Origin of the sequence: Acidovorax sp. JMULE5 (assembly GCF_013376875.1) — a bacterium.
GTDB lineage: Bacteria > Pseudomonadota > Gammaproteobacteria > Burkholderiales > Burkholderiaceae_C > Acidovorax > Acidovorax facilis.
In genome coordinates, this window is the sequence record NZ_CP035951.1 from 2,890,127 (window position 1) to 2,901,670 (window position 11,544).

The window sequence follows — 11,544 nt, forward strand, 5'->3', positions numbered from 1 at the left end:
GCTGACTACCCAAGGTGTTCAATGGTCCAACACCGCTGCCATGCCCGCCACGCTCTGGTCCATCGAGGCGGCCTCGAACATGTCCTGCTGCAAGAAGGCGGCCATCTGCGGCTGCAGGCGAATGGCTTCGTCCAGGGCAGGATCGGAGCCGCTCATGTACGCCCCGACCTGCACCAGATCCCGGCTCTTCTGGTAGCGCGAATACACCGCCCGAAAGCGTCGCGCCAGATCAAAATGCCCGCGCGACACCACGTTGTGCATCACGCGGGATGCAGACTGCTCGATGTCGATGGCGGGGAAATGCCCCGTCTCGGCCAAAGCCCGCGACAGCACGATGTGCCCATCCAGAATCGCACGCGCCGCGTCAGCGATCGGGTCTTGCTGGTCATCGCCCTCAGACAGCACCGTGTAGAAAGCCGTGATCGAGCCAACCCCATGCAGCCCGTTGCCACTGCGCTCCACCAGTTGCGGCAGTTTGGCAAAGCAGGAGGGCGGATAGCCCTTGGTGGCGGGAGGCTCACCGATGGCCAGCGCAATTTCGCGCTGCGCCATGGCATAGCGGGTGAGCGAATCCATGAGCAGCAGCACATGCTTGCCCTTGTCCCGAAAGTGCTCGGCCACCGCCGTGGCATACGCAGCCCCCTGCATGCGCAAGAGCGGCGGTGCATCAGCAGGCGCCGCCACCACCACCGATCGCGCACGGCCATCCTCACCCAAAATGTCTTCCACAAATTCCTTGACCTCGCGCCCCCGCTCGCCAATAAGCCCCACCACGATCACATCTGCCTGTGTGTAGCGGGCCATCATGCCCAGCAAGACGCTTTTGCCCACCCCTGAACCGGCAAACAAACCCAGGCGCTGCCCACGCCCCACGGTGAGCAGGGCATTGATGGCGCGCACGCCAGTGTCCAGCGATTCGCGCACAGGGTCCCGGTCCATGGCATTGATCTGGCGGCGCCCCATGGGCTCAGACACCACGTCCTGCACGGGCCCGCCATGGTCCAGCGGCAGTCCCTGCGCATCCACCACCCGGCCCAGCAGACCTTCGCCCATCGGCAAGCGCAGTACACCCGCACGCTGGATGGCCCGCGCGGGCTCGCCGAGACGGGGGATGGGGATGTAGGGCGCAGCGGGCACCACACTGGCACCACTGGAGAGTCCGTGGATATCTCCCGCAGGCATCAGAAAAGCGCGGTCCGCAGAAAAACCCACCACTTCTGCCAGCACGGGGGCATGCCCCGGCATCTGGACCATGCACTGCGAGCCCACGGGCACGCGGATGCCCACAGCCTCCAGCACCAGGCCCGTCAGCCGGGTCAGCGTGCCGCGCGTCTCCAGCGGCGCGCCTTCAGCGACGCGCGCACGCGCGTCGTCCATCAGGCGTGTCCAGGCAGAAGGAGATTCAACGGCCATCACTGCCCTCTTCTTCCTCTTGCCATGGCGACTGGAGCCCCAGTGCGGCAATGGCCCGCTGCCAGCGTTTTTCAAGGCTGCCGTCCACCGCCGTACCGGCTGATTCCACCAGGCAGCCGCCCGGCGGCACCGCAGCATCCGCCATCCACTGCACACCGGGGGTATCGATTTCTTCGCGCAGAGGCTGGGCCATCGCCTCCATATCTGCAGGGTTCAGGCGGACCATGGCAGGTCGCCCCTCGGTCACCAGCATGCCTACCGCCTCCCTCACCACTGGCTGCAAGGCGTTGGGGTTGACGGACAGTTCCTGGCGCACCACCTGGCGCGCAATGTCACAGGCCAGCTCCAGCAGTTGCTGGGCCATCTGCTGCTGCATGTCGATCAGGCTTGCATCGAGGGTCTGCACCACGCTCTGCAGCCGCTGCGCCGTTTCGTGTCCTTGCTGGGCAATGTATTCGTCCATGCGCCGCTGCCATTCCAGCGCCGTTTGGGCCTGCCCCTGGGCAAAGCCCTCGGCATAGGCGTCATCACATGCCTGCTGAATCAGTGCCTGCTGCGCAGCCTCATCAATTTCGGCCGGAATCTCCGCCACAGGCTCGGGCTCCGCTGGCTCAACCAGGTCGGAGCCGTCCACCGCACCAAACTTCCACTGCGTGAAATCGCCCACTTCCTCGCTGGGAATGAAGCGCGAATAAGAGCGCTGGCTAGACGAAGGCATCATCACCGCCGGATCCAATCACGATTTGACCCTCGTCGGACAAACGACGCACGGTCTTCAGGATTTCCTTCTGCTGAGCCTCGACCTCGGACAACCGCATCGGGCCGCGCGATTCGAGGTCTTCGCGCAATGCCTCGGAGGCACGCGAGGACATGTTCGACAAGAACTTCTCGCGCAGCTCGGGCACTGCTCCCTTGAGTGCCACGATGAGCGTTTCGGACGCCACCTCCTTGAGCACAGTCTGGATCGCCTTGTCGTCGAGCTTGAGCACGTCTTCGAACACGAACATCTTATCCATGATCTTCTGGGCCAGATCGGGGTCGTAACCCCGGATGGATTCGAGCACCACGGCATCCATGTTGCCGCCCAGCAGGTTGATGATCTCGGCCGCAGCCTTGACGCCGCCCAGCGAGCTCTTTCGGATCTTGTCGCCACCCGCCAGCACCTTGAACAGCACCTCGTTCAGGTCCTTGAGCGCCGTCGGCTGGATACCTTCCAGCGTGGCCACGCGCAGCAAAATTTCACTGCGCTGACGGTCAGTGAGGTGCATCAGGATGCCCGACGCCTGGTCGCTGTCCAGGTGCACCAGGATGGCTGCAACGATTTGGGGATGTTCGTTGCGCAGCAGTTCAGCCACCGACAGTGGGTCCATCCACTTGAGGCTCTCGATGCCCGACACGTCGCCGCCCTGCAGGATGCGGTCGATGAGCAGGCCCGCCTTGTCGTCGCCCAGCGCGCGGCGCAGCACGGCGCGCACGTAATTACCGGTGTCGGACACCAGCAGGCTCTGCGCAGCAGCGGCGCCGGAGAACTTGTTGATGACCTCGTCCACTTTCTCGCGCGATACCGAGCGCATGCGCGCAATGGTTTCGCCGAGTTTCTGCACTTCCTTGGGCGAGAAGTGCTTGAACACTTCGGCAGCCTCTTCCTCGCCGAGGGACATCAGCATGATGGCGGCGTCGTTGAGTCCTTGGTCGTCCATGGTCGTCGTCCGTGGTATCGGTAATTAGACCGGCTCGCCGTTCAGCCAGGTCTTCAGGATATTGGCCACAGCCACCGGGTTCTCCTTGGCCAGCACGCGCGCCTCTTCCAGACGCAATTGCTCCGGCGTGGCAGGAAGCACCTCGTTTTTCTTGGCGGGCGCAGGCAGCGCCGGGCGTTCGGGCGTTTCGGACTCCACGGCATCCAGCTGGCCACCGGCCACCGGGATGGCACGGGGCTTGGCCGCCGCGCCAGTACCCTTGAGGGCCGGACGCACCAGGCCCATCAGCACCAGGGCCGCAAACAGCACCGCACCCACCGGCCAGGCAAACGACTTGGCCAGATCGATCACTTCAGGCTGCTTCCACAGCGGAATGTCGCTGGTTGGCGTCGCAGTCACCTGGAACGGTGTGTTCATGAGGTTGACGGAGTCGCCGCGATCCCGGTTGAAGCCAATGGTCTCGCGCACCAGCGCCGTCATCTGCTCCAGTTGCTCGGGTGTGAGCGCCTTCGACACGGTCTTGCCCTTGTCTTCCGTGGACTGGTAGTTGACCACCACCGCTGCGCTCACCCGCTTGAGGGCACCACTGCCGCCGCGCGTGACGCGCACCGTCTTGTCAACCTCGTAATTGGTGATGGATTCGCGCTTGCTGCCCACAGCTTGGGCGCCCTGAGCCTGCTGGCCGGCGGCGGTGGGCGGCGGGTTGGCGCCATTGATGGGCGCGGCAGACGGTGCAGGGGGCTGGTTGGTCGTGGCGCCCGGCACGCCAGTGGGCAGCGGATTGCCTTGGGGACCTGTGCTTTCCACCACCTGCTGGCTGCGGATGGCGCTGGCATCGGTGGCCAGGTTGGGCCGGTGCTGCTCGGAGGTGGATTCGGTCTGGGTGAAATCCACCTCGGCCGTCACCTGCGCCTTGACGTTGTCGCGGCCCACCACGGGCTCCAGGATGTCCAGGATCCGGCGGGTGTACTGCTGCTCGATCTGCTGCACATACAGCAGTTGCTGCGCATCCACACCGTTTCCAGCGGCGGTATCGGGCGACTGGGACAGCAGCTTGCCTGTATCGTCCAGCACGCTCACGGCGGACGGAGACAGCTCTGGCACGCTGGAAGCCACCAGGTGCACGATGCCCGCCAGCTGCGCCCGATCCAGAATACGGCCCGGGTGCAGGCTCACCAGCACCGACGCCGAAGGCTTTTGCTGCTCCCGGAAAAATCCGTTCTGGTTGGGAAGCGCCAGATGCACCCGCGCACCCTGCACCGACGACAGCGCCTGGATGGAGCGCGTGAGTTCGCCCTCGAGGCCCCGCTGAAAGTTCAGGCGCTCCTGGAACTGTGTCATCCCAAATTTGCTGGATTCCATCAGTTCGAAACCCGCCACCGAACCCTTGGGCAGGCCCTGGGTGGCCAGGCGCAGGCGCACATCATGCACGCGGTCTGCAGGGATCAGGATGGCACCACCGCCATCGGCGTGCTTGTAAGGCACATTCATCTGCGACAACTGGGCCACGATGGCACCGCCATCTTTGTCGTTCAGATTGGCAAACAGCACGCGGTAGTCAGGCTGGCGCCCCAGCACGATGGCCGCAATGGCCACCGCCACCAGCAGCGCCGCACCCACACCCAGCCGCATGCGCTGCGCCCTGTCGAGGGCAGACAGCCGCTGCAGCCAGTTCGGGCTGGCAGGGGGGGTGAGAGGAATTTCAGCAACTGCAGACATCTTGCTTTCCAGTAGGGTGGCCCGGCAAGGACCAAAGCGTGGGGTCGATTATTCGGTCACGCCTCCAAAATGTTCGCTGGATAAGCCGCGCGTTTGGCCATCAATTCAGAGCGATGGGTCCCGGCGCGATGGCTAGGATACGCAGCATACCGCCATTCCCACGGATACAGCCATGGACCTTCGCATCTCAAGCTCTACCGCCCCGCTCACGGGCGCTGGCGTGGCGCGCCGTGCTGCAGCGCCGCAAAACGACGCCAATGACGTGGGTTTCTCGGGGGCGCTCAAAGGCGCACTGCAGTCGGTCAGCGCCGCACAAAACCGCTCTTCGAACCTGCAGACCGAGGTGCAGATGGAAAACCCTTCTGTCAGCCTCGAAGAAACCATGGTGGCGATCCAGAAGGCCCAGATCGGCTTTCAAGCCACGCTGCATGTGCGCAACCGGATGGTGCAAGCCTATACCGACATCATGAACATGCAGGTTTAGCAGCGACACTCCCCTGAGCGGCTGCGCCGCTTCCCCTCGCTCTCACAGCGCTGCGCGCTGTGGGCAAGGGGACGATGCCCTCGCTGCGGGGCGGCCCTTGCTTGGCATCCCTGGCCTTGGGGCGCGCCAGTATCGAACAGCAGGGACTCGGAAAACCCCTCATTTGATAGCTACCTGCGATTTTTGGATAAGCCCTAGAGGCACTGTTTTTGCATGCGATCACGGGGGCGCAGCGCTCCCAACCGGCGACCTTGCTGCGTCCACCCAAGGCGTACTCGCTCCATGCGGTGGGGGCCGATTTTTTTACTCTTAATTTGATAGCTTAATACGTTTTATTTATAAGCGCTTCAGGCGATTTTTATCCGTAAAAAAGCCGACCTCGCGGTCGGCTTAGTTTTGGGCTCGGCGCCTGTCTCAATGCATCATCTGCGGCTGGCCTTCGAACAGGTGTTCAAACTGCGCCAGCCAGGGCTCGGCGAGGCAGCGAATTTGGGCATCGTTGCGCAGGATGCGCTGCATGATGCGGGTCTTCTCGCGTTTGTGCTCGGGCAGCAGTTCGTGCTCTTGCGACTTGAAACGCAGTTGCTCGATCAGCACGGCGCAGGCGCCTTCGTAGCGCACCACGCCGTCCCAGTCCTTGAGCTTGGCGGCCTCCAGCATCTTGGCGCTGCTGTCTTCAATCGCCTTGTAATAGTCAATCAGCATGTGTGACATGGTTATGCCTCCACCAGCACAGGCTGGCCAGTGGCGGCGGGCGCATCGGACGAAGCCGCGGTGCCGGTTTTCTTGATTTCGTTCCAGCCTTGGGCCACGGGCTCGATCAGGCGCATGACTTCTTGCATGATGGCGTCGTCGTTGCGGGCGTTGGCCAGGATCAGGCGGCGCATGCAGTAGTCGTACAGCGCACCCAGGTTTTCAGCCAGTTCGCCCCCATCGACCTTGTCGAGCGAGGTGCTCAGGCCCTCCTCCAGAATGCGCACGGCCTTGGAGATGGCATTGACTTTGGCCAGCACATCACCACGTGCCAGGGCGCCACGCGCAGTGGCGATGGCATTGAGGACACCTTCATACAGCAGGCTGACCAGCTGGTGCTGGTCCATCGTGTGCATGCTGGTTTCCACATTGATACGCTGGTAAGCGTTGGCTGCACGGGGGCTGTAGGCGCTGAACATGCTGACAATCCTTCCGAGGTATTACTTAAGTTATCGGCATGTGCCAGGAAAACTGAAGCCCCTGATTAACCAGTCGATTTGTTCCAGGCAGTGACCTGCTGTGAGATATACGCGTTCAGGCCATTGAGGCTGCTCAGCTGGGTATCGAGCGCGTTATACCGCTGTGTGATGCGCTTTTCAAATGCCTCGACCTTCTCATTCACCCGCGTCTGGTCCTGGCTGTTGCGCTTGAGGCTCAGCTGCAAGGTGGCATCCTTGGATTTGAAAAAACCGTCGTTGGAGAGCAGGTTGGTGGTCAACGCCTTCAGCTGGACGGCAATTCCATCGGCGGAGCCGCCACCGGTATTGCGGAACAGGTTTTTCACATCGTCAGGGTTCTCTGACAGCGCCTTGGTGAGCTTGGAGGAATCAACCACCAGGTCTCCGCCCAGCTGCTGGGTAATGCCAATGTCCGCCAACCGCTGGAAAGCACCGCCCCCTGTAGTGACCGACTGGATGGCGTTGCGCAGGGAGTTTTGTAGCGCTACGGCCGTGGAGTCACCTTGCAGCAAACCGGCCGACTTGGTAGCGGCGTCGTACTTGGTGGCGTCCTGGAGCAACTGGTTGATGGCGTTGTAGGCCTTCACGAATCCATCAATGTTGGACTGGATCGCGGAGTTGTCCTTGCTCACGGTGATATCAATGGGAGCCGTCGTCACTTGCTCGGCCTTGAAGGTCACGCCCGAAATCGTGGACGCAAACGTATTGGTGGCCGAAGACACCGCGATCCCGTTGACCGTGGCCTTGGCATCGGCGGCCGCCTGCGTGACCGTGGCGCCGTTGACGAGGCGGGACAAGCCTGTGGCGTCGGTGTTGCCTGCACTCTGGGGGTCGGTGTCGCCGCCCTCCATCACACTCAGGCGAAACCCGAACTCTTCGCCGGTGCTCTTGCTGCGCAGCAGCAAGCGCTCGCCCGACGCATCACTGAGTACAGACGCCGTTACCCCTGCATTGGCACCGTTGATCTTGCTGGCCACGTCCGACAGCTTGTCGCTCGCACTGATAGTGATGTCTACGGGCTGACCGCTGCCAGGTGTGAACGACGCGGGTGCAACACTCCACTTGCCCAGTTCGAGGCGCAGCGTACCGGATCCGAGCGCACCACCCACGGGCAGCAAAGCAGCCGATGCGGTGGCCTGCGCCTTGGCAAGGCTCTGGACCTCGACACTGAACGTGGTGGGAAGCGTGCCCCCTACTGCGGTGGCGGAAACAAATTTGGAGTCGGACGACGTGGTGGCCACGCCATTCCAACCGGTCACGCTGGTGAGCTTGCCCGCTGCGTCCTGCAGCGTGGACACCAGCGACTTGATCTGTCCAAAGGCAGAAATCTTGGTATTGACCGTGGCCGCTTGTAATTTCAGCGTGTCCAGGGGCCTCTTTTCCAGGGTGACCAACTGGGAAATGATGCTCTTGACATCAAGTCCGTTCGTGCCGACGCCTGGGGATGAAATGGTTGCCATACAAACCTCCTGAACTGGTCCAACGGAAATTATGGCGCCGAACGGCGATCAAGAACGTCCGTAAACACGCCAGGAAACCCGTCTTATCCAGCGGTCCTGGCACCCGCCTTCCAAAAAGCCAAAGGGCGGCGACAGAAATCTGCCGCCGCCTGGGGTCCACCAGGGCGCTGCAACGCCCTGGTTGCCATGCCCGCCGCTTAACGCAGCAGGGCCAACACACCTTGGGGCAGCTGGTTGGCCTGGGCCACCATTGCCGTACCGGCCTGTTGCAGGATCTGGGCACGCGACAGGTTGGCCGTTTCTGCGGCGAAGTCGGCATCCAGAATACGCGAACGCGAGGAAGAAAGGTTTTCCGACGTCACTTGCAGGTTGCTGATCGACGTTTCAAAGCGCGATTGCAGAGCACCGAGCTTGGCACGCTCACCGTTGATGAAGGCCAGCGCAGAGTCCACCGTCTTCAGGGCGTTGGTCGCGTTGCTGAACGTGGTCACATCCAGGTTGGCCACAGTTTGCAGGGCAGAGCCACCGTTGTCCAGCTGGTTGCTGGCCGAGGTCACAGCGAAGGACTTTTCCGAGTCCAGCGTGATGTAGCCGCCGGTGCTCACGCGCTCCGCCGTCGTGTCGGCGCCCAAAGTGCGGGCCGTACCGTTGCTAGCGCCTGCTGCGTCGTAGCCGGTCACTGTCACAGTGGCGACGTTGGCATTGGAGGTGTCGCCCACCACGATGTCATTGCCAGTTGCGTTGGTCAGGATGATCTGGTTACCGTCCGAACTCAGCGAAGCGTTGATCCCGGTCTTGGCGGCCTGATCGTTGATCGCGGACACAGCGGCCGACAGACGGTCCGTGCCAGTGGCCGAAGTCAGTGTGAACGACACGGTACGGGCGGCACCCACGTTGTCGCCTTCCAGGGTCAGCGAGTAGGAACCGGCCGATGCCATGCCGCCCAGGCGCACTTCACTGCGTGCCGTGGCAGTCACACCGGTGTCTGCCTTGAGGGCATTGATCTGGTCGGCCGTGGCCTTGGCGGTGGCGCTGGAGTTCACCGACAGAGTGCCTGTGCCCAAGTAGCCGCTGATGGCCACGGAACCGGCGGTCACGCCGTTGGCATTGGCCGTCGTACCACTGACGGGAGCCTGTGCGCCAATGCCCGAGCCGTTGGAAGCCACGTTCTGGTTGTTGCCATAGACGCTGGTGCGCAGGTTGCCTGTTGCCGCCACGATGGTCTGGTTGGCGTTGGCGCCCACTTGGAACTGTTGCGTGCCGAACGAACCATCCAACAGCTTGGCGCCGTTGAATTCGGTGGTTTGCGAGATGCGGTCCAGCTCGGCGACCAGCTGGCCGACTTCCGACTGCAGGGCTTGGCGGTCGCCAGCGCTGTTGGAAGCGTTGGCCGACTGCACAGCCAGTTCACGCACACGTTGCAGGATGTCGCCGGAAGCCTTCAGTGCGCCTTCAGCCGTTTGCGCCAGGGAGATACCGTCGTTCGCATTGCGAACCGCCTGGTTCAGACCCCGGATCTGGCTGGTGAAGCGCTCCGAAATCGCCAAGCCGGCGGCATCGTCCTTGGCGCTGTTGATGCGCAGGCCCGACGACAAGCGTTGGATGGAGGTGTTGAGGGAAGTCTGGCTCGTACCCAGGTTACGTTGGGCGGTGAGCGAGGCGATGTTCGTATTGATGGTGGAAGCCATTGCAAATCTCCTGAAAGAACTGACTGAATATGGCGTTGCCGCCGGCCGGGGTCGCCAGCAACACGCTGGCCTCCTGGGGTTCGCCAGTGCTCTCGGGCCATCTGGTGAACGGCGGGCCGCTTACGGACCGTTGCAATTGTTTTCGGGTCGCCGCCGGAAAACTTGAGGGGCAAACGCACAAGTTGTACGACTTTTTTGCCGCTTATCCCCCAAACGCCCAAAAGCAGCGTCTCCACAATTCATCCATCGTTCCCCCATTGACAGCCGGACGGGTGCGCTTGAACCGGCAAACAGATCCGTCTTGCGACGTTAAGGAGTTTCGCCATGGCAGCAACCATCAATACCAACATCAGCTCGCTGACCGCCCAGCGCAACTTGGGCACCAGCCAGATGTCGCTGAATACAGCCATCCAGCGCCTGTCGTCCGGCCTGCGCATCAACAGCGCCAAGGACGACGCCGCCGGCCTGGCGATTTCCGAGCGCTTCACCAGCCAGATCCGCGGCCTGAACCAGGCCGTTCGCAATGCGAACGACGGGATTTCTCTGGCGCAGGTGGCTGAAGGTGCGATGGGGTCGGCTGGCAACATTTTGCAGCGGGTCCGTGAACTGGCAGTGCAGTCGGCCAACGCCTCCAACAGCGCCGGCGACCGCCAGGCCCTGCAACAGGAAGTCGGTCAATTGGTGGCAGAACTTGACCGGATTTCGCAAACCACCGAGTTCAACGGCCAGAAATTGCTGGACGGCACCTTTGGTACGCAGCAGTTCCAGGTGGGCGCCAACGCCAACCAGACCATCGTGGCAGCCACGGCCAACCTGCGCACCAATGTGTATGGCAACAACCAGAACATTGCCTCCAACGGCTCGGGCATTGGCGCACAAGCCGCTGTCAGCGGCACGGCGGCCGTCGTCAACGGCGTAACCGCCGGTTCCGTCGCCATCAGCGGCTACCTGGGCACAGGCACGATGTCGGTGGCATCGAACGCCACCGCCAAGACCACGGCCGACCAGATCAATGCCCTCAAGGCAGAGACCGGTGTGACGGCCACGGCACGCAGTGAAGTGCGCCTGGGCGGCATGGCATCGGCCGGCTCCTACTCGCTGACGCTGGAAGGCGACAACGTGGGTGCTGCCCGCACCATCTCGTTCACACTGACTTCCGGCACCGGCACGGACCGCCTGTCGCCCGCCGTGTCTGCCATCAACGAGCAGTCGGCCAAGACGGGCATCAACGCCTCGCTGAGCTCGGACGGCACGCAGATCATCCTGACCAACGCCACCGGCAACAACATCGTGATCGGCGACACCGTGAATGCCAATGCAGCCACCGTGACGGTGACCGGCTATGACGCCGCCGGGGCCAGCAACGGCACAGCGCAGACACTGGCGGCCGACGCCACGGCAGAAAGCATCGCAACAGGTGGCTACATCACCCTGGATTCGGAGAAGTCCTTCGCAGTCACCTCGGCCAGCAACCAGCTGGACAATGGCGGCTCCAGCCTGCACACCGTCGCCAACCTGGATGTGACCACATTCACCAATGCGACGGACGCCCTGAAGACGGTGGATTCGGCCCTGGCCTTCATCAGCGGAGAACGAGCCAAGCTCGGCGCCATGCAGTCGCGCTTTGAGACCAGCATTGCCAGCCTGCAGATCACTTCGGAAAACCTGTCGGCATCGCGCTCGCGCATCCAGGACGCCGACTTTGCGGCAGAAACCGCCAACCTGTCGCGCGCCCAGATCCTGCAGCAGGCCGGCACGGCCATGGTGGCCCAGGCCAACCAGATCCCGCAAGGCGTGCTGTCTCTGCTCAAGTAACCTGACCAAACCACACGCTGCGCAGTGAAACAGCAACATCAAAGGGGCCCATCG

Annotated in this window: 10 protein-coding genes; 2 read left to right on the plus strand and 8 right to left on the minus strand. The window is 62.7% G+C overall.

Annotated features, from left to right (window positions below):
• Nucleotides 1–18: 18 nt before the first annotated feature.
• The 4 genes from fliI to fliF are packed head-to-tail and all read right to left on the minus strand — an operon-like array spanning nt 19 to nt 4,832.
• Nucleotides 19–1,413, minus strand: coding sequence for a flagellar protein export ATPase FliI (gene fliI, locus EXV95_RS12995; RefSeq protein ID WP_121508460.1), 1,395 nt, complete (start codon nt 1,411–1,413; stop codon nt 19–21).
• Complete coding sequence (locus EXV95_RS13000) at nt 1,403–2,134, minus strand: flagellar assembly protein FliH (RefSeq protein WP_176887147.1); 732 nt, start codon at nt 2,132–2,134, stop codon at nt 1,403–1,405. Before EXV95_RS13000 ends, fliI begins: the two co-directional genes overlap by 11 nt.
• Nucleotides 2,118–3,113 (minus strand): flagellar motor switch protein FliG, encoded by a 996-nt coding sequence (fliG, locus tag EXV95_RS13005; protein WP_055398286.1) that lies wholly within the window; start codon nt 3,111–3,113, stop codon nt 2,118–2,120. The genes EXV95_RS13000 and fliG overlap by 17 nt, the downstream gene beginning before the upstream one ends.
• Before the next feature lie 24 nt (nt 3,114–3,137).
• A complete protein-coding gene (gene fliF / locus EXV95_RS13010; protein WP_055398287.1) occupies nt 3,138–4,832 on the minus strand; it encodes a flagellar basal-body MS-ring/collar protein FliF in 1,695 nt (564 codons plus the stop codon).
• A gap of 172 nt (nt 4,833–5,004) precedes the next feature.
• Here fliF and fliE point away from each other — a divergent pair, with 172 nt between their 5' ends.
• Nucleotides 5,005–5,316, plus strand: coding sequence for a flagellar hook-basal body complex protein FliE (gene fliE / locus EXV95_RS13015; protein ID WP_055398288.1), 312 nt, complete (start codon nt 5,005–5,007; stop codon nt 5,314–5,316).
• 414 nt (nt 5,317–5,730) lie between these two features.
• On the opposite strand, the gene EXV95_RS13020 is transcribed toward fliE, so the two are convergent.
• From EXV95_RS13020 to EXV95_RS13035, 4 genes are all read right to left on the minus strand, one after another.
• Nucleotides 5,731–6,030 carry a flagellar protein FliT gene (locus EXV95_RS13020; protein ID WP_010466046.1) on the minus strand — a complete coding sequence of 100 codons (300 nt, stop codon included), beginning with the start codon at nt 6,028–6,030 and terminating at the stop codon, nt 5,731–5,733.
• A 2-nt stretch (nt 6,031–6,032) separates the two neighbouring features.
• On the minus strand, nt 6,033–6,488 hold the full coding sequence (gene fliS / locus EXV95_RS13025) for a flagellar export chaperone FliS (RefSeq protein WP_055398289.1): 456 nt from the start codon (nt 6,486–6,488) through the stop codon (nt 6,033–6,035).
• Between the two features lie 65 nt (nt 6,489–6,553).
• Nucleotides 6,554–7,987 (minus strand): flagellar filament capping protein FliD, encoded by a 1,434-nt coding sequence (gene fliD / locus EXV95_RS13030; RefSeq protein WP_176887149.1) that lies wholly within the window; start codon nt 7,985–7,987, stop codon nt 6,554–6,556.
• Nucleotides 7,988–8,184: 197 nt separating this feature from the next.
• Nucleotides 8,185–9,675 carry a flagellin gene (locus EXV95_RS13035; RefSeq protein ID WP_176887150.1) on the minus strand — a complete coding sequence of 497 codons (1,491 nt, stop codon included), beginning with the start codon at nt 9,673–9,675 and terminating at the stop codon, nt 8,185–8,187.
• Between the two features lie 324 nt (nt 9,676–9,999).
• Here EXV95_RS13035 and EXV95_RS13040 point away from each other — a divergent pair, with 324 nt between their 5' ends.
• The gene (locus tag EXV95_RS13040; RefSeq protein ID WP_176887151.1) at nt 10,000–11,490 is read left to right on the plus strand and encodes a flagellin; all 1,491 of its coding nucleotides are present in this window, start codon (nt 10,000–10,002) and stop codon (nt 11,488–11,490) included.
• Nucleotides 11,491–11,544 lie beyond the last annotated feature (54 nt).

Coding starts and splice junctions, on each gene's coding strand:
- fliI (WP_121508460.1), bottom strand. CDS start 1,413: ATGGCCGTTGAATCTCCTTCTGCCTGGACACGCCTGATGGACGACGCG.
- EXV95_RS13000 (WP_176887147.1), bottom strand. CDS start 2,134: ATGATGCCTTCGTCTAGCCAGCGCTCTTATTCGCGCTTCATTCCCAGC.
- fliG (WP_055398286.1), bottom strand. CDS start 3,113: ATGGACGACCAAGGACTCAACGACGCCGCCATCATGCTGATGTCCCTC.
- fliF (WP_055398287.1), bottom strand. CDS start 4,832: ATGTCTGCAGTTGCTGAAATTCCTCTCACCCCCCCTGCCAGCCCGAAC.
- fliE (WP_055398288.1), top strand. CDS start 5,005: ATGGACCTTCGCATCTCAAGCTCTACCGCCCCGCTCACGGGCGCTGGC.
- EXV95_RS13020 (WP_010466046.1), bottom strand. CDS start 6,030: ATGTCACACATGCTGATTGACTATTACAAGGCGATTGAAGACAGCAGC.
- fliS (WP_055398289.1), bottom strand. CDS start 6,488: ATGTTCAGCGCCTACAGCCCCCGTGCAGCCAACGCTTACCAGCGTATC.
- fliD (WP_176887149.1), bottom strand. CDS start 7,987: ATGGCAACCATTTCATCCCCAGGCGTCGGCACGAACGGACTTGATGTC.
- EXV95_RS13035 (WP_176887150.1), bottom strand. CDS start 9,675: ATGGCTTCCACCATCAATACGAACATCGCCTCGCTCACCGCCCAACGT.
- EXV95_RS13040 (WP_176887151.1), top strand. CDS start 10,000: ATGGCAGCAACCATCAATACCAACATCAGCTCGCTGACCGCCCAGCGC.